This window comes from Novosphingobium clariflavum, assembly GCF_026420865.1.
Taxonomy (GTDB): Bacteria; Pseudomonadota; Alphaproteobacteria; order Sphingomonadales; family Sphingomonadaceae; genus Novosphingobium; species Novosphingobium clariflavum.
Genome location: NZ_JAPCWC010000009.1, coordinates 54,176 through 73,980, shown reverse-complemented (window position 1 = coordinate 73,980; position 19,805 = coordinate 54,176). Strand labels below are relative to the sequence as shown.

General features: G+C 65.9%; 27 protein-coding genes. 23 read left to right on the top strand and 4 right to left on the bottom strand.

The features are described from left to right. Positions 1-188: 188 nt before the first annotated feature. The 20 genes from hisB to rutA all read left to right on the top strand — a co-directional run bounded on the left by hisB (position 189) and on the right by rutA (position 13,332). Positions 189-791 carry an imidazoleglycerol-phosphate dehydratase HisB gene (gene hisB / locus OKA11_RS13600; protein WP_267221140.1) on the top strand — a complete coding sequence of 201 codons (603 nt, stop codon included), beginning with the start codon at positions 189-191 and terminating at the stop codon, positions 789-791. Next, positions 791-1,084 (top strand): YciI family protein, encoded by a 294-nt coding sequence (locus OKA11_RS13595; protein WP_267221137.1) that lies wholly within the window; start codon positions 791-793, stop codon positions 1,082-1,084. Before hisB ends, OKA11_RS13595 begins: the two co-directional genes overlap by 1 nt. Continuing rightward, positions 1,081-1,719: an imidazole glycerol phosphate synthase subunit HisH gene (gene hisH, locus OKA11_RS13590; protein ID WP_267221136.1), complete on the top strand. Its 639-nt coding sequence runs from the start codon at positions 1,081-1,083 to the stop codon at positions 1,717-1,719. The genes OKA11_RS13595 and hisH overlap by 4 nt, the downstream gene beginning before the upstream one ends. Positions 1,720-1,792: 73 nt before the next feature. Next, a complete protein-coding gene (hisA, locus tag OKA11_RS13585; RefSeq protein WP_267221133.1) occupies positions 1,793-2,524 on the top strand; it encodes a 1-(5-phosphoribosyl)-5-[(5-phosphoribosylamino)methylideneamino]imidazole-4-carboxamide isomerase in 732 nt (243 codons plus the stop codon). Continuing rightward, complete coding sequence (locus OKA11_RS13580) at positions 2,521-2,766, top strand: hypothetical protein (protein ID WP_267221131.1); 246 nt, start codon at positions 2,521-2,523, stop codon at positions 2,764-2,766. The genes hisA and OKA11_RS13580 overlap by 4 nt, the downstream gene beginning before the upstream one ends. Before the next feature lie 21 nt (positions 2,767-2,787). After that, positions 2,788-3,549, top strand: coding sequence for an imidazole glycerol phosphate synthase subunit HisF (gene hisF, locus OKA11_RS13575; RefSeq protein WP_267221130.1), 762 nt, complete (start codon positions 2,788-2,790; stop codon positions 3,547-3,549). Positions 3,550-3,674: 125 nt separating this feature from the next. Then, positions 3,675-3,875: a PEP-CTERM sorting domain-containing protein gene (locus OKA11_RS13570; protein ID WP_267221128.1), complete on the top strand. Its 201-nt coding sequence runs from the start codon at positions 3,675-3,677 to the stop codon at positions 3,873-3,875. 50 nt (positions 3,876-3,925) lie between these two features. After that, on the top strand, positions 3,926-4,252 hold the full coding sequence (locus OKA11_RS13565; protein ID WP_267221126.1) for a phosphoribosyl-ATP diphosphatase: 327 nt from the start codon (positions 3,926-3,928) through the stop codon (positions 4,250-4,252). A gap of 45 nt (positions 4,253-4,297) precedes the next feature. After that, positions 4,298-4,675, top strand: a complete 378-nt coding sequence (locus OKA11_RS13560) for a histidine triad nucleotide-binding protein (RefSeq protein WP_267221124.1) — start codon at positions 4,298-4,300, stop codon at positions 4,673-4,675. Positions 4,676-4,808: 133 nt separating this feature from the next. Then, the gene (locus OKA11_RS13555) at positions 4,809-5,321 is read left to right on the top strand and encodes a YbgC/FadM family acyl-CoA thioesterase (protein WP_267221121.1); all 513 of its coding nucleotides are present in this window, start codon (positions 4,809-4,811) and stop codon (positions 5,319-5,321) included. Beyond that, positions 5,321-6,031 (top strand): protein TolQ, encoded by a 711-nt coding sequence (tolQ, locus tag OKA11_RS13550; protein ID WP_267221271.1) that lies wholly within the window; start codon positions 5,321-5,323, stop codon positions 6,029-6,031. Before OKA11_RS13555 ends, tolQ begins: the two co-directional genes overlap by 1 nt. Before the next feature lie 74 nt (positions 6,032-6,105). After that, complete coding sequence (locus OKA11_RS13545; protein ID WP_379489420.1) at positions 6,106-6,498, top strand: ExbD/TolR family protein; 393 nt, start codon at positions 6,106-6,108, stop codon at positions 6,496-6,498. A 15-nt stretch (positions 6,499-6,513) separates the two neighbouring features. Then, the gene (locus OKA11_RS13540; RefSeq protein WP_267221118.1) at positions 6,514-7,518 is read left to right on the top strand and encodes an energy transducer TonB; all 1,005 of its coding nucleotides are present in this window, start codon (positions 6,514-6,516) and stop codon (positions 7,516-7,518) included. Then, positions 7,515-8,939: a Tol-Pal system beta propeller repeat protein TolB gene (tolB, locus tag OKA11_RS13535; protein ID WP_267221115.1), complete on the top strand. Its 1,425-nt coding sequence runs from the start codon at positions 7,515-7,517 to the stop codon at positions 8,937-8,939. Before OKA11_RS13540 ends, tolB begins: the two co-directional genes overlap by 4 nt. 140 nt (positions 8,940-9,079) lie before the next feature. Further along, positions 9,080-9,616: a peptidoglycan-associated lipoprotein Pal gene (pal, locus tag OKA11_RS13530; protein ID WP_267221113.1), complete on the top strand. Its 537-nt coding sequence runs from the start codon at positions 9,080-9,082 to the stop codon at positions 9,614-9,616. 132 nt (positions 9,617-9,748) lie between these two features. After that, positions 9,749-10,285, top strand: a complete 537-nt coding sequence (locus OKA11_RS13525) for a J domain-containing protein (protein ID WP_267221111.1) — start codon at positions 9,749-9,751, stop codon at positions 10,283-10,285. Between the two features lie 57 nt (positions 10,286-10,342). Then, positions 10,343-11,092 (top strand): isochorismatase family protein, encoded by a 750-nt coding sequence (locus OKA11_RS13520; RefSeq protein WP_267221109.1) that lies wholly within the window; start codon positions 10,343-10,345, stop codon positions 11,090-11,092. Then, complete coding sequence (rutC, locus tag OKA11_RS13515) at positions 11,092-11,475, top strand: pyrimidine utilization protein C (RefSeq protein WP_207079341.1); 384 nt, start codon at positions 11,092-11,094, stop codon at positions 11,473-11,475. Before OKA11_RS13520 ends, rutC begins: the two co-directional genes overlap by 1 nt. Then, a complete protein-coding gene (gene rutD / locus OKA11_RS13510) occupies positions 11,468-12,250 on the top strand; it encodes a pyrimidine utilization protein D (protein ID WP_267221105.1) in 783 nt (260 codons plus the stop codon). The genes rutC and rutD overlap by 8 nt, the downstream gene beginning before the upstream one ends. A gap of 5 nt (positions 12,251-12,255) precedes the next feature. Next, positions 12,256-13,332 (top strand): pyrimidine utilization protein A, encoded by a 1,077-nt coding sequence (gene rutA, locus OKA11_RS13505; protein ID WP_267221103.1) that lies wholly within the window; start codon positions 12,256-12,258, stop codon positions 13,330-13,332. Positions 13,333-13,378: 46 nt separating this feature from the next. On the opposite strand, the gene OKA11_RS13500 is transcribed toward rutA, so the two are convergent. Then, positions 13,379-14,113 carry a hypothetical protein gene (locus tag OKA11_RS13500; protein ID WP_267221100.1) on the bottom strand — a complete coding sequence of 245 codons (735 nt, stop codon included), beginning with the start codon at positions 14,111-14,113 and terminating at the stop codon, positions 13,379-13,381. Between the two features lie 199 nt (positions 14,114-14,312). Continuing rightward, a complete protein-coding gene (locus OKA11_RS13495; RefSeq protein WP_267221269.1) occupies positions 14,313-15,086 on the bottom strand; it encodes a helix-turn-helix domain-containing protein in 774 nt (257 codons plus the stop codon). Between the two features lie 135 nt (positions 15,087-15,221). Between OKA11_RS13495 and OKA11_RS13490 the strand changes: the two genes are divergently transcribed. Continuing rightward, positions 15,222-15,725 (top strand): GNAT family N-acetyltransferase, encoded by a 504-nt coding sequence (locus OKA11_RS13490; protein ID WP_267221098.1) that lies wholly within the window; start codon positions 15,222-15,224, stop codon positions 15,723-15,725. A gap of 292 nt (positions 15,726-16,017) precedes the next feature. On the opposite strand, the gene infC is transcribed toward OKA11_RS13490, so the two are convergent. Next, on the bottom strand, positions 16,018-16,539 hold the full coding sequence (gene infC / locus OKA11_RS13485) for a translation initiation factor IF-3 (RefSeq protein ID WP_142632117.1): 522 nt from the start codon (positions 16,537-16,539) through the stop codon (positions 16,018-16,020). Positions 16,540-16,703: 164 nt separating this feature from the next. After that, positions 16,704-17,408, bottom strand: coding sequence for a ligase-associated DNA damage response endonuclease PdeM (pdeM, locus tag OKA11_RS13480; protein WP_267221095.1), 705 nt, complete (start codon positions 17,406-17,408; stop codon positions 16,704-16,706). A gap of 58 nt (positions 17,409-17,466) precedes the next feature. Here pdeM and hemF point away from each other — a divergent pair, with 58 nt between their 5' ends. Together hemF and add are read left to right on the top strand one after the other, a co-directional pair. After that, complete coding sequence (gene hemF, locus OKA11_RS13475) at positions 17,467-18,333, top strand: oxygen-dependent coproporphyrinogen oxidase (RefSeq protein ID WP_267221093.1); 867 nt, start codon at positions 17,467-17,469, stop codon at positions 18,331-18,333. A 307-nt stretch (positions 18,334-18,640) separates the two neighbouring features. Further along, the gene (gene add / locus OKA11_RS13470) at positions 18,641-19,774 is read left to right on the top strand and encodes an adenosine deaminase (protein WP_267221091.1); all 1,134 of its coding nucleotides are present in this window, start codon (positions 18,641-18,643) and stop codon (positions 19,772-19,774) included. Positions 19,775-19,805 lie beyond the last annotated feature (31 nt).

Genomic DNA, 19,805 nt, shown 5'->3' with positions numbered 1-19,805 from the left:
TGCAAGACCGGCGGGTCAAGCATGTTCGACCAGAAAATAGCATGACCAGCCGGGTTTTCCCTAGGTCGTTTTGCCTGAATGCGACCAAAGGAGGGTGTGGGAGGGGAGGTTCGCCCACCGAAGATTGCCGGACGGCGGCGCGATACGCACAATTGATTCCACGCGGCATCGGTCTATAGGCCCTTCGCATGCGCACTGCCTCGATCAATCGCAACACCCACGAGACCCGCATCGCGGTTTCGGTCAACCTCGACGGTACCGGGGCTTACGACGTCTCGACCGGGATCGGCTTTCTCGATCACATGATCGAGCAGTTCTCGCGCCATTCGCTGATCGACATCACCTGCCATATCCAGGGCGACCTCCACGTCGACCAGCACCACACGGCCGAGGACAGCGCCATCGCGATCGGCCAGGCGATTGCGCAGGCGCTCGGCGACAAGGCCGGCATCGGCCGCTACGGCGATGTCCACTCGCCGATGGACGAGGCGCTGAGCCGGGTCTCGCTCGACATTTCGGGGCGTCCCTATTTCGTGTGGAAGGCGGGCTTCACGCAGGAGAAGCTGGGCGAGTTCGATACCGAGCTGGTCGAGCACTGGTTCCATTCGATCTCGCAGGCGGTGGGCATCACCCTGCACATGGAACTGCTCTACGGCACCAACAACCACCACATCTGCGAAGGCCTGTTCAAGGGCTTTGCCCGCGCCATGCGCACCGCGGTGGAGCTTGATCCGCGCAAGGGCAGGGCGATCCCCTCGACCAAGGGCATCCTCGGCGGAGACACCCTGTAATGGCCCTCTTCATCATCTCGCTTCGCTACATCGCCCCCGTTGAGCAGGTCGACGCGCTGCTGGACGAGCATGTCGCCTGGCTGCGCACGCACCATGCCGCCGGACGCTTCGTCGCCTGGGGCCGCAAGGTCCCGCGCGAGGGCGGCATCATCCTCGCCCGGGGCGACAGCCGCGAGGCGATGGCCGCGCTGGCGGCAACCGATCCCTTCGTGGCGGGCGTTGTCGCCGAAGTTGAAGTGATCGAGTGGGCGCCCGGTTTCCTCGATGACAGCGTGGCAGGGCTCGCCGGATGACGGGAGGCGGTCAGACTCTGGCGCTGATCGACTACGGCGCGGGCAATCTGCACTCGGTGGCCAACGCCCTGCGCGCCGCCGGTGCCCGGAACGTGGCGATCACCGCCGATCCCGCGGTTGTCCGCGCGGCCGATCGCATCGTGCTGCCCGGCGTCGGCTCGTTCCGGGCCTGCGCTGAAGGGCTCTGGGGTATTGCCGGCATGGTCGAGGCGATGACCGAGCGCGTCCATGTCGGCGGCGCGCCGTTCCTCGGCATTTGCGTCGGCATGCAGCTGCTCGCCACGCGCGGGCTGGAGCACGGCGTGACCAGGGGGCTCGACTGGATCGGCGGCCAGGTGCAGATGATCGAGCGCACCGATCCCGCGATCAAGATCCCGCATATGGGCTGGAACGATGTCTCGCTTGGCCGCAAGGACCCGGCGCAGGGCCTGATCGATGCGGGCGAGGCCTATTTCCTGCACTCCTACCACTTCCAGCCCGACGACGGTGCGCATGTGGCGGCGATGACCGACCACGGCGGCGGCCTGGTCGCGGCGGTGGCCAGGGACAATGTCGTCGGTGTGCAGTTCCACCCGGAAAAGAGCCAGGCTTACGGCCTGGCGCTGTTGGCGCGGTTCCTGGAATGGAAGCCTTGACGGAGCCCTGCCGAGGGGACTTCGACACGCCCGCTGCCCGCCTGCTGCCCATAGGATCTCAGGAACCCAAGCCATGATCGTATTCCCCGCCATCGACCTCAAGCAGGGTCAGGTCGTCCGCCTCGCCGAAGGCGACATGGATCGCGCCACCGTCTACGGGGACAATCCCGCCGCGCAGGCGATGCTGTTCGCCGAGGCCGGTTCGCAGTATCTCCATGTCGTCGATCTCGACGGCTCCTTCGCGGGCAAGGCCGAGAACCGCGAGGCGGTGGAAGCCATCCTCGAGGTGTTCCCCGGCCATGTGCAGCTCGGCGGCGGCATCCGCACCCGCGAGGCGGTGGCGGGCTGGTTCGAGCTGGGCGTGTCGCGCGTGGTGATGGGCACCGCGGCGCTGAAGGACCCGCAGTTCGTCAAGGACATGGCGAAGGAATACCCCGGCGGCATCGTCGTCGCGGTGGACGCGCGTGACGGCATGGTCGCGACCGAGGGCTGGGCCGAAGTCTCCGACGTGTCGATCGTCGACATGGCCCGCCGGTTCGAGGACGCGGGCGTCGCCTCGCTGCTGTTCACCGACATCGGCCGCGACGGCCTGCTCAAGGGCGTCAACATCGATGCCACCGTCGATCTGGCCCGCCGTACCGACCTGCCGGTGATCGCCAGCGGCGGCGTCAAAGGCCTCGACGACATCCGCCTGCTGGCGCTTCATGCGCGGGACGGGATCGAGGGGGTCATCACTGGCCGCGCGCTCTACGACGGCCGGCTCGACCTTGCCGCCGCCATCCAGATGGCCGAGCGCGAGGGATGAACGAGAACCGCCTCATCGCGGTGATGGCGCTGGTGGTGCTGGTGCCGAGCGCGCTCTGGGCGCTGCGCGACTTCCGCGAGGGCAAGGCCAAGCTGCTGCTGTTCAGCCGCGCGCGCTCCACAGTCGAGACCACGCTGGCCGAGCATCCGCGCAAGTTCTGGGGCTATTCGGCGTTCAACCTTGCCGTGTGCCTGACGCTGGGCGCACTGTGCGTGATGCTGTTCTTCAAGCCGGTAGAGTGAAGCCATGCCAGGGATCTTGAAATGACCGTCCGAATCCGCGTCATCCCCTGCCTCGATGTCCGCGACGGGCGCGTGGTGAAGGGCGTCAACTTCGTCGACCTGATCGATGCCGGCGACCCGGTCGAACAGGCCCGCGCCTATGACCTGGCCGGGGCGGACGAACTCTGCTTCCTCGACATTTCCGCCAGCCATGAAGGCCGCGGCACCCTGCTCGACGTGGTGCAGCGCACCGCCGAGGTCTGCTTCATGCCGCTCACCGTGGGCGGCGGGGTGCGCACCGCGGAAGACGCGCGCGCTTTGCTGCTGGCGGGCGCCGACAAGGTGGCGGTCAATTCCGCCGCCGTCTCGCGCCCCGAAGTGGTGGCCGACATTGCCGAGAAGTTCGGCTCGCAGTGCATCGTCGCCTCGGTGGACGCGCGGCGGGTGGCGCCGGGCAAGTGGGAGATCTTCACCCACGGCGGCCGCAAGGCGACCGGGATCGACGCGCTGGAGCACGCGGTGAAGCTGGCGGACTACGGTGCCGGCGAACTGCTCGTCACCTCGATGGACGGCGATGGCACCCAGAACGGCTACGACCTTGCGCTCACCCGCATGATCGCGGAAGCGGTCTCGATCCCGGTGGTTGCCAGCGGCGGTGTCGGCAATCTCGACCACCTCGTGGCGGGCGTGACCGAAGGCAAGGCCAGCGCGGTGCTGGCCGCCTCGATCTTCCACTTCGGCAAGCACTCGATCGCCGAGGCCCATGCCGCCCTGCGCGCCGCGGGATTGCCGGCGCGGGGGTAGAATCGGCCTTCATGGTTAGTTAACGCCATGGCCCGAATCGAGACATTCCCTTATACGTACTTGTAGCATGCCGCTCCCCGGTGAAGATCGGGGCAGACGTGTCGGCAGCTGATTGGAGAGGCCCGTTGCAGCGCTTTCATGGCAACCCGTTACCGATTGCACCCTTGTCGCTGGGGGTTGTCGTCGCGGGCGCCCTGATCCCGCTGCCGGCCTTCGCGGCCGATGCGATCACCCTGCCGGAGCCGAGCGGGATGCTGCTGCTGGGCATCGGCGTGGCCGGTGTCTGGCTCGGCCGGCGCTTTTCGCGCGGCAAGGGCAGCGATTGACGCATCCGCGGGCTTGACCCCGGACATGGCGTTGCCCATGGCTTGCCGCGATGAGCACTTCCGAAACCCTGGCACGCCTTGAGGCGACCATCGCCGAACGCCGCGATGCCGATCCTTCGTCGAGCTATGTGGCCAAGCTTCATGCCAGGGGCATCGGCAAGATCGCGCAGAAGCTGGGCGAGGAAGCCACCGAAACGGTGATCGCCGCGCTGACAGAGGACGACAAGGCGCTGGTCGGCGAGGCTGCGGACCTGATCTTCCACCTCATGGTGCTGCTGGGGACCCGCAATGTCCCCTTCGCCTCGGTCCTCGCCGAGCTCGACCGGCGCGAGGGCGTCTCGGGCATCGCCGAGAAGGCGTCCCGGCCCCGGTCGTGATGCCCGATCCTGACGGCAAGATACTGAAGTAAAGCGGAGATTTCGATGCCGATCGACCCCAGGCAGCCTTACGACGACAGCAACATCTTCGCCCGGATCCTGCGCGGCGAACTGCCTTGCGGCAAAGTCTACGAAGACGAGTTCGCGCTTGCCTTCAACGACATCCGTCCGCAGGCGCCGGTCCATGTGCTGGTCATTCCCAAGGGCCGCTACGTGTCGTGGGACGACTTCACCGCCAAGGCCGATGACGCCGAGATCGCCGGTTTCATGCGCGCGGTGGGCACTGTTACCCGCCAGCTCGAACTCGACGGGCCGGGCTACCGCCTGATGGTCAACATGGGGACCAACGGCCACCAGGAAGTGCCGCATCTGCATGTCCACATCTTCGGCGGGCGGCAGTTCTTCCAGATGATCGCCGACTGAGCGGGATCCTCGAGGAAACCTGAGGAAAACCGGGCTGCCCGCCTCGCGCGGGCGGCATGACGTCGGCATTCTTGCCGTGTGAGCCCCGCGCAGGGTTGCACCGCGCCCCCCTCCCGTTACACAGGCCCCCGGCATGAGTGCACAGACCCCCATCCCCCCCGTGTCATCGCGGGACCCCAGCCCGCAAGGCGGGGTTTTCGACGGTGCCGTCCACCGCTACGCGCTGCGCGTGTTCTACGAGGACACCGATGCGGGCGGGGTGGTCTATCACGCCAATTACATCCGCTGGTTCGAACGCGCGCGCTCCGACCTGCTCGACCTGCTCGGCATCGACCAGCGCGCCGCGCTGGATTCGGGCGCGGGGCTCTACACGGTGGCGGAAGTCCACGTGCGATACCTTTCGCCCGCGCGCCTTGGCGACGCGGTGGTGATCGAGACCCATGCCCTGCAGGTCGGCCGCGTCAGCTGCACCTTGCGCCAGATTGCCCGGCGCGGCGAAATCCGGCTTGCCGAAGCGACGGTAAAGGTCGGGTTCATCAGTCCTGAGGGACGACCGCGCAGACAGCCCGAGGCCTGGCAACAGGCCTTCGCCACCCTACTCGACAGCTCCTCGCAGGACCTCCAGACCGGCCCGGAAGGACAATGATGACCTTTGAAATGCTCGCCTCTGCCATCTCCATCGGCAGCGATTCCAATCACCTCAACCCCATCGAACTGTTCCTGCACGCGGATATCGTGGTGCAGGCGATCATGGGCGGGCTGCTGCTCGCGAGCCTCTGGGTCTGGACGATCATCATCAGCTTCATGCTGCGCATGGGGTCGGTCGCGCGCGCCTCGGACGATTACGAGGACGGTTTCTGGGAGGCCCAGAACTTCGAGGCCTACCAGAAGGACCGCCGCCGCGGCGACGTCCCGATGGGCAAGGTTGCCGGCGCGGGTCTGGCCGAGTGGCGCCGCAATGCCTCGATGAAGCAGATCGACCTCGAAGGCGCGCGTGAGCGCATTGCCATGGCCATGGGTTCGTCGGTCGGCGAGGAGGCGGACAAGCTGTCCTCCCGCCTCAACTTCCTGGCGACGGTGGGGTCGGTAGGTCCCTTTGTGGGCCTGTTCGGCACCGTCTGGGGGATCATGAACAGCTTCTTCCAGATCGGCCAGCAGCAGAACTCCTCGCTCGCGGTCGTTGCTCCCGGCATTTCCGAGGCCCTCTTCGCCACCGCCATCGGCCTGTTCGCGGCAATTCCGGCGGTCATCGCCTACAACCGTTTCTCGCACCGCGTGAACATGTTCGAATCGCGCATGCAGCGCTTTGCCGACAAGCTGCACTCCGCGCTGACCCGCGAGCTGGAGCAGCGCTGATGGCAATGGGTTCTTCGGGGGGGATGTCCGGCGGCGGACGGCGGGGACGTCGCGGTCGTGGCGGCCGTGCTCCGATGGCCGAGATCAACGTGACGCCGCTGGTCGACGTCATGCTGGTGCTGCTGATCATCTTCATGGTCACCGCGCCGCTGCTCAAGGCGGCCGTGCCGATCGACTTGCCCGACAGCCGCGCCAGCGCGACCAACGACGAAAGCGACCAGCTGACCATCTCGATCAAGCGTGATGGCACCGTCTTTTACGAAGAAGACGCGCTGGCCCCCGGCGAGCTGGCCGAACGCCTCGCCGCCGTGCCTGCGGGCGCGGACGGCAAGAAGCCGCAGGTCACGCTGCGCGCCGACAAGGCGCTCGACTATGGCCGGGTGATGGAAGTCATGGGCGAACTCAATCATGCCGGGTTCACCTCGATCGCGCTGGTGACGGGTGTCAGCGGCGGTTCAGGCCGCTGAGCTAGGCTGGACGCAATGGCAACGGTTAGAACCAGGTCCGGACTGAGCAAGGAAGAGGGGCTTGGCCTTGGGGTGGCGCTTGCGCTGCACGCGGGGCTGCTGGTCCTGCTGCGCGCGCAGCCGGGCGAGCCACCGGTGATTGCGCCGCCGCAGCGCATCGAGGTGACGCTGAGCGACGATGTCGCGCCCACCTCGACGTCGCCCAACCCGTTCGAGCAGGCCGCTCCCGACATCGCGCCGACCCTGGGCGAGGCCGTTCCGGCCCCGGCCCCGGCCCCGGCACCCGAACCCGCACCTGCGCCCGAGCCGGTGCCGCCAGCGCCTGCGCCGCGGCCGGTTCCGCCGCAACCCGCGCCGCGACCGGTCCCGGCGCCGAAGCCGGTGCCTAAGCCTGCGCCGGTGCCGCCGCGGCCGATTCCCAAGCCGGCGCCCAAACCGGCCCCGAAACCTGCGCCAAGGCCCGTGGAGCCGGCTCCGAAACCGGCTACCAAGCCCGCTGCGAAGCCGGCCACGCGCACACCGCCGCGCAAGAACCCGATCGACCAGATCCTCACCGGCATCGACCGTTCGGCCAATACCGCCGCAAAGCCCTCGGCCACGCCGAAGAAGGCCGGTGGAAGCCGTGTCGGCTCCGATTTCCTGTCCGGCGTTTCCGGCGCGACCAGCAACCAGGGCAAGGGGACGCCTGCCGCCGCTATAGGCCCGCAAGTGCGCTCGGCGCTGTCGGGGGCGATCACCCGGCAGCTCAAGCCGCACTGGAGCCCGCCGGATGGCGCCGATGCCGATCAGCTGGTGACGATCCTCTCGTTCAATCTCAACCCGGACGGCAGCCTTGCCGGTCGGCCTACCGTCGTGCGCCAGACGGGTATCACCGCCGCCAACCGCGCGCAGGCGCAGCGCCATGCCGAACAGGCGATCCGCGCGGTGCAACTCGCTTCGCCTTTCAATCTTCCCTCGGAATACTACGATGCGTGGAAACGCGTTTCGTCGTTCCGTTTCGACCTGAGGCTCTCGCAATGACTTCTCGTCCGCTTACGCTCGTCCTGTCGTTCGCTCTGGCTTCGACTGCACCGGTCTACGGTGTCTATGCCCAATCGCAGCCGGCACCGGTGCCCGCCCAGTCGGCGCCTGCTCCGGCGGGGCAGGCCGATCAGGGGCTCGAAGCCGACGATGCCGGCCTCACCGGCTCGGTTTCCGCCGACGGCGCCTGGCAGGACCTCGGTATCGCGATCACCAATTTCGCGACCGACAACGACGTGCCGACCCAGACTAATGCCGGCTCGACCGGCGCGCTGGGCCGCGCCCTGTCGCAAGTGGTTGCGTCCGATCTTCGCAACAACGGCCTGTTCAAGCCCTCGGGCCCGGACGGCCTGCCGCAGCCCGCCTATGCCCAGGTGCAGGCGCCTGACTACCCGACCTGGTCGGCACGCGCGGCGAACATGCTGGTGCAGGGCTATGTGCGCGCCGGTGCCGACGGGAACCTGACGATCGGTTGCTATCTCTACGATGTCCAACTCAAGCAGCAGCTGATGAAGGGCGGTTGGCAGGTCGCTCCTTCCGACTGGCGCCGCGCGGCACACAAGTGCGCGGACATGGTCTATTCGCGGCTCTCGGGTGAAAGTCCGTTCTTCGATTCGAAGATCGCCTACATTGCCGAGACCGGTCCCAAGGATCACCGCATGAAGCGGCTGGCGATCATGGATTCGGATGGCGCCAACCACCGCTATCTGACCAGCGGCCAGGCCACCGCGCTCACCCCGCGCTATTCGCCCGACTATTCGAAGATCCTCTATCTGTCGTATCTCAACGGGCAGCCGAGCATCTACATCTACGATCTGGCCAGCGACAGCCAGAAGCTGATCGCCCGCACGGGCAATCCGACGATGGCGCCGCGCTGGTCGCCGGACGGCAAGTGGATCCTTTATTCGATGGCGAGCGGCGGCAATACCGACATCTACCGCATCTCCTCGAGCGGCGGGACGCCGATCCGCCTGACCAACACGCCCGGCATCTCGATCGGCGGTTCCTATTCGCCCAACGGCTCGCAGATCGTGTTCGAGAGCGACCGTTCGGGCACCCAGCAGATCTACGTGATGAACGCGGATGGTTCGAACCAGCACCGCATCAGCTTCTTCGGCGGCCGCGCGGCGACGCCGGAATGGAGCCCGCGCGGCGACCAGATCGCCTTCACCCATATCGCGGGCAATCTGCGCGTCGCGGTGATGAGCCCCAGCGGCGGCGGGTTGCGCTACCTGACCAATTCCTGGCAGGACGAGGCGCCGACCTGGTCGCCGAACGGACGCATCGTCCAGTTCTTCCGCACCGAAAAGACCAGCGGCAAGAGCTCGATCTGGCAGGTTGACCTCACCGGCAAGAACGAACGCAAGCTGCCGACCCCGGTGGGCGCCTCCGATCCGGCCTGGGGGCCGGTTCGCCCCTGACGCCGCGGCCGATTTTGCTGTAACCTGCGCGTTGCCGGCCCCTCGGACGGCAACCGTTCAGGTTGACAGTGTTTACATTTGCACGAACACCTAAACAGACGGGGCCGTTCGACCGGCCGCGCACCACAGGAGATTGCCTCATGCCTGCCCTCATGACCGCCAACCGATCCGTGAAGACCGGTACCACCGTGCTTCTCGTCGCCGGTGCACTGGCCCTTTCGGCTTGCGGCACCAAGGCACCCAAGCAGCTCCCGCCCGAGCCCGGCCCGGCCACCACCACCCAGACCCCCGGTCAGCCCGCCGGTCCGGTCCCCGGCAGCCAGGCCGACTTCCTCGCCCGCATGATGGGTTCGGACACCATCCACTTCGGTCTCGACCAGTACGACATCGACGCCGAAGACCAGGCTGCGCTCGCCAAGCAGGCGCAGTGGCTGATGCAGTACCCCAGCAAGCGCGCCACGATCGAGGGCCACTGCGACGAGCGCGGCACCCGCGAATACAATATCGCGCTGGGTGAGCGCCGCGCCAATGCCGCCAAGAACTACCTCGTCAGCCTTGGCGTCGATGCTTCGCGTCTCAGCACCGTCAGCTTCGGCAAGGAACGTCCGGTCGCACTGGGTTCGGACGAGGCGTCGTGGGCACAGAACCGCCGCGCGGTGACCGTCACGATCGACTGATTGGCGCCGGTTTCCCGGTTTGGCAAAGGCCCGGTTCGCATGCGCGAGCCGGGCCTTTCGGTTTCTGCCTCATTTGTCGCGGGGGCAGTTGGGGCTTGCAATGGTTTCGAGTCGGCAGGTATCGGCGGTCGAATGAGCAGAGCAGGTCGATCCATGGACTGGGGGTTCCCGCGCTGGCGCAGCTATGGCAGCTCGCGCGAGGCAGCGCAGGTGCGCCTGTGCGACCGGCATGGCTGCACCGAGCCGGGCGATTGCCCGGCACCCAAGAGCCCCAACAGCCGCGATCGCTGGTACTTCTGTCAGAAGCATGCCGCCGAATACAACGCGGGCTGGGACTACTTTGCGGGCCTCGATGCCGAGGAAGCCGCGCAGCGCGAGGCTGAAGAGCGTTCCGAGACCGACGGCTACAAGGAATCGGCGCATTACGGCTGGGCGGGCTCGGGCGACGGCAGCCGCAGCCGGGATGAGCTCAACGCCTTGGAGGCGCTTGGGCTCGATCCCGATGCCGACTTCGATGCCGTGCGCAAGGCCTGGCGGATGAAGGCCAAGGAAGTCCACCCGGATGTCCGGCCCGACGATGCCGAGGCCGCCAAGGCCTTTCAGACCTACCAGCTGGCTTACGAAGTCCTGCGCGCGGCGGAAGAGCGCCGTGAGTGGAAGGGCGCGTAAACACACGATTTTTCGAAGCGGCTTGACGATTTGCTGCACCTGCTCAATCCTGCGCGGGTGAGCGAAGCAATCGTCGATCCCGTGCCAACGCGTTCCGGCCCCTCGGTGGTGCTGCCGGCGCGTCCCGAAGCGATCCGGCTCGATGCCGCGACAACCGCGGTGATCGTTGTCGACATGCAGAACGCCTATGCCAGCCAGGGCGGCTATGTGGACGAGGCGGGCTTCGACGTTGGCCCGGCCGCCGGCGTGATTCCCAAGATCGCCGATGTCCTGGACGTGGCGCGCAGGGCGGGCATGCCGGTGGTCTTCCTGCAGAACGGCTGGGATGCGGGCTATGCGGAGGCCGGCACGCCGCTCTCGCCCAACTACCACAAGTCCAATGCGCTGAAGACCATGCGGGCCCGGCCCGAGCTTGTCGGCAAGTTCCTGGCACGGGGCGGGTGGGATTACGAACTGGTGGAGGCGCTGGCACCGCAGGACGATGACCTTCGCGTGCACAAGCCGCGCTATTCGGCGTTCTTCAACTCGCAGCTCGATTCGGTGCTGCGCGCACGCGGCATCCGCACGCTGATCTTCACCGGCATCGCCACCAACGTCTGCGTCGAATCGACCCTGCGCGACGGCTTCCACCTCGAATACTTCGGCGTGCTGCTGGAGGACGCGGTGCACCACCTCGGGCCCGACTTCATCCGCGAGGCCAGCCTCTACAACGTCGAGAAGTTCTTCGGCTGGGTGAGCAGCGTCGCCGATTTCCGCACTGCTGCCGGCCAGCTTCCGCCGCGTGATATGCCTTCTGGGGAGATCTGATGCCTTTCGAACCGATCAATCCGCCGCAGTTTCCCACGCCTATCGCGCCGTATTCGGCCGGGGCCAAGGCGGGCAATGTCGTCTACGTCTCGGGCGTGCTGGCGCTGGGGGAGGGCGGCGCGGTGCTCCATGTCGGCGATGCCGCCGCGCAGACGCGCCATGTGCTGGAGGTCATCAAGACCACGGTAGAGGCCGCCGGCGGGACGATGGCGGACATCGCCATGAACCACATCTTCCTCAAGGACCTGAACGACTACGCCGCCTTCAACGCGGTCTATGCCGAGTATTTCCCGGGCGACAAGCCCGCGCGCTACTGCATCAAGTGCGAGCTGGTGAAGCCGGATTGCCTGGTCGAGATCGCCTCGGTCGCCCATCTTGCCTGAGGCGGGCGGGCTCTACTACGAAATCCATGGCAGCGCGGATGCGCCATGGCTGATCCTGTCGAGCGGCCTTGGCGGGTCGGCAGGCTACTGGGCGCCGAACCTTGCGGCGCTGGCCGCGCATTTCCGCGTCTTCGCCTACGACCATCGCGGCACCGGCCGCAGTGACCGCGCGCTTCCCGAGACCACATCGGTCGCGGATATGGCGGGTGATGTCATCCAGCTGATGGACGCTCTCGGCATCGAGCGGGCGCATTGCATCGGCCATGCGCTGGGCGGCGCCATCGGGATCGAAACCGCCCTCCGCTCCGGCCGGATCGACCGGCTGATCGTCATCAACGGCTGGCGGAGGCTCTCCCCGCATACCCGGCGCTGCTTTGCCGCCCGACTTGCGCTGCTGCACGGAGCGGGCGAGCGCGCCTTCCTCGAAGCGCAGCCGCTGTTCCTCTACCCGCCCGACTGGATCGTCGCGCACGACAGCGATCTTGCGGCAGAGCTCGATCATCACCTTGCCGCGTTCCCGGGCATCGCCACCACCGCCAAGCGCATTGCCGCGGTGCAGGATTACACGCCGGATCCGGCTGGCCTCGCCGCGCTCGACAATCTGCTGGCCATCGCCACGCGCGACGATTTCCTCGTGCCTTTCGCCACCGCGCTCGATCTCGCCGAGCCGGTGGAGCATGCCGACGTCGCCACGTTCGACTGGGGTGGCCACGCCTGCAATGTGACCGATCCGAAAGCTTTCAATCGCCTCGTTCTCGAATTTCTCAGGAGCTGAAGCCCATGCAAGTCGGCGTTTTTGTTCCCATCAACAACAATGGCTGGCTGATCAGCGAGAATGCCCCGCAATACCTGCCCAGCTTCGATCTCAACAAGGAGATCGCCCGGCGGGCCGAGAAGTACGGGCTCGATTTCCTGCTCTCGATGATCAAGCTGCGCGGCTTCGGCGGCAAGACGCAGTTCTGGGAATATGGCCTCGAAAGCTTCACACTGATGGCGGGCCTCGCGGCGGTGACCGAGAAGATCAGGATCTTCGCCACATGCCCCACGCTCATCATCCCGCCCGCCTTTGCTGCGCGCATGTGCAACACCATCGACAGCATCAGCCATGGCCGCTTCGGCCTCAACCTCATCACCGGCTGGCAGCCGCCCGAGTACACCCAGATGGGCCTCTGGCCGGGCGACGAGCATTTTCGCAACCGCTACGATGTGCTGGGTGAATATGCGCAGGTGCTGCGCGAACTGTGGGAGACCGGCCGCTCGGACTTCAAGGGCAAGTACTATGAAATGGACGATTGCCTTGTCCGCCCGCAGCCCGAAGCCGACATGAAGATCATCTGCGCGGGCTCGTCCGACGCGGGCCTCGCCTTCTCGGCGCAGTGGGCGGACTATGCCTTCTGCCTCGGCAAGGGCGTCAACACCCCCACCGCCTTCGCCTCCAACAACGACCGCCTTGCGAAGTTCACCGCGGAAACCGGCCGCGACGTTTCGGTCTTTGTGCTGGTCATGGTGATCGCTGCCGAAACCGACGAGGAAGCCATGGCCAAGTGGCAGAGCTATAACGACGGCGTCGATCTCGAAGCCATCGCCTGGCTCGCCGACCAGGGTGCGAAGGACACGGTCAATACCGACACCAACGTGCGCCAGCTTGCCGCGCCGGAAGGGGCGGTGAATATCAATATGGGCACGCTGGTCGGCAGCTACGAAAGTGTGGCGCGCATGCTCGACGAGATGGCCGAGGTGCCCAACACCGGCGGCGTGCTGCTGACTTTCGACGATTTCCTCGAAGGCGTGGAGGCCTTCGGTACGCGCATCCAACCGCTGATGAAAAGCAGGGCTGCAGCGGTATCTCCTGCCTGAACGGGGACTGCGCTGCGATCATTGGGGGGAGGGCAGCAACTGTCCCTCAGGGCGCGGCGATCCGGCGCAGGGCCAGCACATCGGGCGCATGGCGCAGGCGCTGGGCGGTCTGGCGGTCGCCGGAAGCAGGGCAGTCGAACACGACGTTGAGGCGGTCGCGGCGGCCAAATTCGAGCCACTGGATGGTGAGTCCCGCGTCCCGGGTCGGCAGCGTGCAGGCAAGGCCGGACATGTGCACGCTCGCCTCGCCCGTGGGGCGGTCGGCCTTGAGGCCGGCGGCAAAGGCATTGGCGGCGTTGCGCTTCACCCTGGCCTTGTAGTGCTGGTAGTCCCAGTCGCGCTGCACCGCGTCCCAGTGGCCGAGTTCGATCAGCACTTCGCCGGTCGGGGAGACGGTGATCTTTGTCAGCCGGCATTGGGGGCAGGTTCCCGCCGGTGTGACAGTGAAGACGATCGTCGCGCTGGTATCGGGGAAGATCTGCGGCTTCGGCTTGCGCGGCACGGCGCCGGTCACGAGGATCGGCGCGGATGTCGTCTCGGGCGGCGGGGCGGGCATTCTTGCCGCCGTTCTTGCCGCCGCCGTCGCAGGCTCGGGGGCGACCGGCGGCTTCACGGCTTCGGGCCGTGGCATACTGGAGAGCACCGGCTCGCGCTGTTGGGGAGGCGGCGGGGCTTGCTCTTCGCTGGCTGCCCGCCTTGTACCGAGCGGATCGGCGTGCATCAGCGATCCGGCGCAGCCGCTGGTGGCCAGCAGGACGGCGACCGGTGCGGCCCAGTGCACGGATGCAAGGGGCGGGCGCAGGGAGCGGGGCAGGAAGGGTGTCATTGGAATGAGCAGCGCAGGGCCTCGGGGCGGGGTCCGGGCGGTGTGCCGGGACGTCCTTTTCTGGCGCTGTCATTCCAAGCGCATGTTTCACACGGATTTCCAATCGGGCTCCCGGGGCGCTCGCTCCTTGCAACAATCGGTCTTTTCAGGGCGCCTATTCGATGATGACGCCCACCACCCGCCACCTGCCTTCTTCGCGTTCGAGCGAGACGGTCTCCACCGCACTGGCCTTGTTGGCATAGCGGGTGCGGAACCTGACCACCTGGTAGCCATTGGGCGGGGCGGGGAGTTCCTCCTGGCTGAGCAGCACGCGCGAGAGCACGGCGCCGAGCGGCTCGCGCACTGTTTCGGAGGTTGTGGCCCAGACTTGAGCGGTGTTCAGTTTCCGGAAGGCCGAGCCGGTGTCCCGGTAGCTGTCGTCCCAGCGTCCCTGATCGACCAGCGTGAGCCACTGGCGGGCGGCGTCCACCACTTCGCTGTCGGCTGCGGTGGCCGTGGCCGTGGGTACGCCTGGAGCGCTTGCCTGGGGGAGGGCGGCAAGCACTGCAAGGCCGAGGGTCAATGACATGAGCAGGACTCCGATGATGATCCAGGGCCGGCGACGCACCAGCCCGGCGCCGTCACGCGGCGCATTGTCATGATCGTTCGCGGGGCGATCCGGGTCCTCCCCCATTCGTCTGTCCCCAAGCATTTCGGGGAGCGAGCCTGGCGCGTCGCTTTCCGCCGCCAGCAGCAGGCGCGCGGCTTCGCGGCTGCTCGACACCGCCATCTTGCGGCGGGCGTCGCGCAGCCGCTCGTTGATCGTGTGGACCGAGAGGTCGAGATCGCGCGCGATCGACTTGGCATCGTGGCCGCGCACGATCAGGCGAAGCGTCTGCTTCTCCTTCTCGGTCAACCCCCAGGTGGGATCGCTGGCGGGATCAGGCATCGGCATGTTCATGGTCCCGTGAATCTAGGGCTGGGGCGCGATTCCTCGCTACCCCCAAAAATTTGTAGTCCGGCCTCTCCTGTTTGCCGTTTGGCATGAGTACAGCGGGGGAGTTGATGTCCGGAGAGTACAGCCATGCAAATTCGTGTCGCCACCGAGGCCGATCTTCCCGCGCTGCATTTGGTGATCGAGCGTGCCTATCGCGGCGACAGCGCGCGGGCGGGGTGGACGTTCGAGGCGGACCTGCTGAGCGATGACCGCACCGATCTCGGCGAATTGACGGCCATCGTGCGCAGTGCCTCCGATCGCCTGTTGGTGGCGATTTCCGAGGACGGCGCGCCGATCGGCTGCGTGCAGGTGACCTTCAAGGGGGCGGGACTGGCCTACCTCGGCCTGCTCTGCATCGATCCGGTGCTACAGGCGGGTGGTCTGGGCCGCCAGTTGATCGCGGCCGCCGAGGATCTTGCGCGAGGCGTGTTCGGCGCGCACGCCATGGAAATGACAGTGATCGACCAGCGCCTTGAGCTGATCGCGTATTACGAGCGGCGTGGTTATGGGCAGACGGGCGAGAAGCGCCCCTTCCCGGTCCTGGTCGATCCGCCGCTGGCGATGGTCGTGCTGGAAAAGGCGTTGGCTTGAAAATTCGCCTTAGAGCGTTTTCCAATCAGGTGGAATCACCTGATGACTCGGAAAACGCGTAAAACCAAGATCTTAGAGCGTTTTCCAATCAGGTGGCATCACCTGATGACTCGGAAAACGCGTAAAACCAAATCTTAGAGCAGTTGATCCGATGCAATCGGATCGGAAACCGCTCCAAGCGGTCTTTCGCAGAGCCGGCCCGCTTGCCCACAAGAACCGGCCCCGAACGACAAAGGGCGCGCCTCGCGGCGCGCCCTTTGCGTTAGGCCCGATTCGATGTGCCTTGCTCGCCTTACTTGGGCGAGAGCACCATCAGCATCTGGCGGCCTTCCATGCGCGGATAGGCTTCGATCTTGGCGATGTCAGCGACGTCTTCCTGCACGCGGCGCAGCAGGTTCATGCCCAACTGCTGGTGCGAAAGTTCACGACCGCGGAAGCGCAGGGTGACCTTCACCTTGTCGCCGTCACCGATGAAGCGGACCACGTTACGCATCTTGGTTTCGTAGTCATGGTCATCGATGTTCGGACGCATCTTGATCTCCTTGATCTCCTGCGTCTTCTGGGTCTTGCGCGCGGCATTGGCCTTTTTCTGGGCCTCATACCGGTACTTGCCGACATCGAGGAACTTGCACACCGGCGGATCGGCGTTCGGCGAGACTTCAACCAGGTCGAGACCGACATCGGCCGCCTGTTCGATGGCCGCACGCGTGTACATGACACCCAGGTTCTCGCCATCCTGGTCGATAACCCGGACCTTGTCCGACTGGATCATGTTATTGTAGCGCGGTCCACTCTTGACCGGTGGCGTCATCATGCGCCGGGGTGGGGGTGCTATATGCGTTCTCCTGAATCGCTTCTGTCAAATGGCTGCAAGTTCGGGCGTCATTAATGCGAATCGCCTCGACACGCAAAGGCCGATTTCAAGGAAATCTACAGGACGCCCCGACCGTATGAAACGGTCATGACGCATATAGGTGCTCAGGCGGCTGCTCGCCAGAGGGGATAGCGCAGAAGTTGGTCCTTGGCGGCGACCAGGGCGTCGATCTCGTTGGCGGGCTGGAGCGCCTTGACGATGGCGGGATCGGCTGCGTCCATCCCGCCGGTAAGCGCGCCGAAAGCAGGCAAAATCAGCCGGTTGCCGCCATGGACCACGCAGGGGCGAGCGATCCGGCGACCCCGTGCATGGACGATCAGGCGGGGGTGATAGTGGCCCGAAAGTTCCGCTCCGGTGCAGCCCGGCTTCGCCTCATGGCGCAGGGTGATGCCCGAGACCGCGATTTCCTGCACCTGGGAGCCACCTGCCTCGTGGCCGAGATGGGGATCGTGATTTCCGGTGATCCACACCCAGTCGAGCACGCGGGTAAGTGCGCAGAGCATGCCTGCGCTATGCGGATCAAGCCGCTGTGTCCCGGCGCTGTCGTGAAAATTGTCTCCCAGAGCGAAGACCCGCCGCGCGCCGGTCTGCCGCACCGCGTGGGCGAGGCGCTCCAATGTCTCGCGGCTGTCGTAGGGCGGCAGCATCTGCCCGGTCTGCGCGAAGAAGCTGGCCTTTTCGAGATGCAGGTCCGCCACCAGCAGCGCCTGCTCGCGCGGCCAGTAGAGCGCGCTCCCGCGGGTCGCCGGGGCCGAGGCGGGCGGCGGCACCAGAAAGATCTCCTGCGCGCAGAACGAAAAGGGAACCATGGCTTTCCCTTGCCGTGACCTTCGCGATTTGGCAAGCGCGGCCGCAAGGGGAAAACGAATGACTGACTGGACTGCCCACACCGACCGCGCCCGTCACTGGTTCGAGACGTTGCGCAGTCGCATCTGCGCCGAGTTCGAGGCGATCGAGCGCGAGGCAGGCTCCGCCGCTTCCTTCGAATACGCCCCGTGGAAGCGCGCGGCGGTCGAAGGTGGAGAGGCCGGCGAGACCGGCGGCGGTACCCGCGCGCTGATGAAGGGCGAGGTCTTCGAGAAGGTGGGCGTCAACGTTTCCACCGTTGTCGGTGCACTTTCGAAGGATTTCGCCGGCACGATCAATGGCGCCTCGGCCGAACAGAACGCCTTTTCCGCCACTGGCATCAGCCTCGTCGCACACATGCGCAACCCGCACGTGCCGGCCGTGCACATGAACACCCGTTTCCTCACCACCACCAAGGCCTGGTTCGGCGGCGGTGCCGATCTCAATCCGCCGCTGCCTTATGACGAGGACACCGCCGAGTTCCACGCCGAACTCAAGGCGGCCTGCGACGCTCACGGAGAGCGCTATTACGAGCGCTACAAGGCCTGGGCGGACGAGTATTTCTACATTCCCCACCGCAAGGTTCATCGCGGTGTGGGCGGCATCTTCTACGATCACCTTGAATGCGCCGATGATGCCGCGTGGGAGGCCAATTTCGCCTTCACCCAGGCGGTGGGCGAGGCCTTCCTCGCGGTGTTCCCGCGCCTCGTGCGCCGTCGGATGGGGCTGGCTTTCACGCCCGCCGACAAGGCCCGGCAGCTCGAATGGCGCGGGCGCTACGCCGAGTTCAATCTTGTCTACGACCGGGGCACGCTGTTCGGGCTCAAGACCGGCGGCAACATCGACGCCATCCTGATGAGCCTGCCGCCCGAGGCGACCTGGAGCTAGGCCGTAAACTCATAAACGGCACCAGCGAGGCGCCCAAATGGCGAACATATCGGTGCCTCGCTGGCGTGATTGGAGCGTTTTTCGAACGGAGTGGAACACGCCGTGTTTCGGAAAAACGCGGAAAACAAAGATTCTGGAGAGCCCGATCTGATTCAATCAGATCGGAAAACGCTCTAATGGGTCCGCGCCGCCTAACTCGAAGGTAGTCCCCGCTTTTCTGGAATGGGGCGTGTCGTTTTCGTCGATGGACAGGCGCCAGGGCATTCGCGGATAGAGGAACGGGGTTTCCTTCCAGTGCGAGTATCCGATGCTGCTTTCCCGACGCTTGTTCACGCAGGCCGCGCTTCTTGTGCCTGCGCTTCCCGCTCTTGCCGGCGTGCGCGCACTGGCGGCGCCCGCAGACGGCGCGGCGGGCGACATGGCCCGCTTCATCGCGGCAATGCCCAAGGCGGAATACCACGTCCATCTCGAAGGCACGCTGGAAGCCGAGATGAAGTTCGCGCTTGCCCAGCGTAACGGGGTAAAGCTGCCTTACGCCGATGTCGCGGCGATGAAGCGCAGCTACGTCTACCACGACCTGCCGAGCTTCCTGGCGATCTACTACGACGGCATGAACGTGCTGCTCAAGCAACAGGACTTCTACGACCTGGCCTATGCCTATCTGGCCAAGGCCCATGCGCAGAACGTGCTATATGCCGAGATGTTCTTTGATCCCCAGCAGCATATCGATCGGGGCATCGCGGTCGAGGCGGTGATCGAGGGAATCACGCAGGCGCGTGCCGATGCCCAGGCGAAACTGGGCATCGAATCGCAGTTGATCCTCTGCTTCATGCGGGATCTTACCGCTGACAATGCGATGAAGGCGCTCGATGCCGCGCTGCCCTACAAGGACAGATTGGTCGGTGTCGGCCTCGATTCCGACGAGAAGGACAATCCGCCCGGCAAGTTTGCCGCCCACTTCGCCAAGGCACGCGCGGCCGGCCTGCACGTGACGACGCACTGCGACGTCAACCAGAAGGATACGCTCGGCCATATCCGCGAGGCGCTGCTCGACATCGGGGTCGAGCGGATCGATCACGGCGGCAATATCCTGCAATCGCCCGAACTGATGGCTATCGCGCGCCAACGGGGCATCACCTTCACCGTCTGCCCGACCTTCTCGGGGCAGATCCTCGTGAACGGCAAGCCGGTCGACGTCGTGCGCGGCATGCTCGACAATGGGCTCAAGGTCACGCTCAACTCGGACGATCCCGCCTATATGGGCAGCGAGTACATCAACGAGGTCATGGTCAAGGCGCAGATCCGCAGCAACCTGACCAAGGCCGAACTGCTGCGGATCGAGCGTAACGCCTTCGATGCGGCCTGGATCGCGCCCGAGCGCAAGGCCGCTTTCCAGGCCCGGCTCGATGCCTTTGCCAGGGCGCAGGGCGTCACGGTCTGAGGGGGCGCAGGAGGCTGATGCGCCGCGCGGG

What these genes read in the sequence shown, in the direction of transcription:
- hisB (WP_267221140.1), top strand. Translation starts at nt 189, where the DNA reads ATGCGCACTGCCTCGATCAATCGCAACACCCACGAGACCCGCATCGCG.
- OKA11_RS13595 (WP_267221137.1), top strand. Translation starts at nt 791, where the DNA reads ATGGCCCTCTTCATCATCTCGCTTCGCTACATCGCCCCCGTTGAGCAG.
- hisH (WP_267221136.1), top strand. Translation starts at nt 1,081, where the DNA reads ATGACGGGAGGCGGTCAGACTCTGGCGCTGATCGACTACGGCGCGGGC.
- hisA (WP_267221133.1), top strand. Translation starts at nt 1,793, where the DNA reads ATGATCGTATTCCCCGCCATCGACCTCAAGCAGGGTCAGGTCGTCCGC.
- OKA11_RS13580 (WP_267221131.1), top strand. Translation starts at nt 2,521, where the DNA reads ATGAACGAGAACCGCCTCATCGCGGTGATGGCGCTGGTGGTGCTGGTG.
- hisF (WP_267221130.1), top strand. Translation starts at nt 2,788, where the DNA reads ATGACCGTCCGAATCCGCGTCATCCCCTGCCTCGATGTCCGCGACGGG.
- OKA11_RS13565 (WP_267221126.1), top strand. Translation starts at nt 3,926, where the DNA reads ATGAGCACTTCCGAAACCCTGGCACGCCTTGAGGCGACCATCGCCGAA.
- OKA11_RS13560 (WP_267221124.1), top strand. Translation starts at nt 4,298, where the DNA reads ATGCCGATCGACCCCAGGCAGCCTTACGACGACAGCAACATCTTCGCC.
- OKA11_RS13555 (WP_267221121.1), top strand. Translation starts at nt 4,809, where the DNA reads ATGAGTGCACAGACCCCCATCCCCCCCGTGTCATCGCGGGACCCCAGC.
- tolQ (WP_267221271.1), top strand. Translation starts at nt 5,321, where the DNA reads ATGACCTTTGAAATGCTCGCCTCTGCCATCTCCATCGGCAGCGATTCC.
- OKA11_RS13545 (WP_379489420.1), top strand. Translation starts at nt 6,106, where the DNA reads ATGGCCGAGATCAACGTGACGCCGCTGGTCGACGTCATGCTGGTGCTG.
- OKA11_RS13540 (WP_267221118.1), top strand. Translation starts at nt 6,514, where the DNA reads ATGGCAACGGTTAGAACCAGGTCCGGACTGAGCAAGGAAGAGGGGCTT.
- tolB (WP_267221115.1), top strand. Translation starts at nt 7,515, where the DNA reads ATGACTTCTCGTCCGCTTACGCTCGTCCTGTCGTTCGCTCTGGCTTCG.
- pal (WP_267221113.1), top strand. Translation starts at nt 9,080, where the DNA reads ATGCCTGCCCTCATGACCGCCAACCGATCCGTGAAGACCGGTACCACC.
- OKA11_RS13525 (WP_267221111.1), top strand. Translation starts at nt 9,749, where the DNA reads ATGAGCAGAGCAGGTCGATCCATGGACTGGGGGTTCCCGCGCTGGCGC.
- rutC (WP_207079341.1), top strand. Translation starts at nt 11,092, where the DNA reads ATGCCTTTCGAACCGATCAATCCGCCGCAGTTTCCCACGCCTATCGCG.
- rutA (WP_267221103.1), top strand. Translation starts at nt 12,256, where the DNA reads ATGCAAGTCGGCGTTTTTGTTCCCATCAACAACAATGGCTGGCTGATC.
- OKA11_RS13495 (WP_267221269.1), bottom strand. Translation starts at nt 15,086, where the DNA reads ATGCCTGATCCCGCCAGCGATCCCACCTGGGGGTTGACCGAGAAGGAG.
- OKA11_RS13490 (WP_267221098.1), top strand. Translation starts at nt 15,222, where the DNA reads ATGCAAATTCGTGTCGCCACCGAGGCCGATCTTCCCGCGCTGCATTTG.
- infC (WP_142632117.1), bottom strand. Translation starts at nt 16,539, where the DNA reads ATGATGACGCCACCGGTCAAGAGTGGACCGCGCTACAATAACATGATC.
- pdeM (WP_267221095.1), bottom strand. Translation starts at nt 17,408, where the DNA reads ATGGTTCCCTTTTCGTTCTGCGCGCAGGAGATCTTTCTGGTGCCGCCG.
- hemF (WP_267221093.1), top strand. Translation starts at nt 17,467, where the DNA reads ATGACTGACTGGACTGCCCACACCGACCGCGCCCGTCACTGGTTCGAG.
- add (WP_267221091.1), top strand. Translation starts at nt 18,641, where the DNA reads ATGCTGCTTTCCCGACGCTTGTTCACGCAGGCCGCGCTTCTTGTGCCT.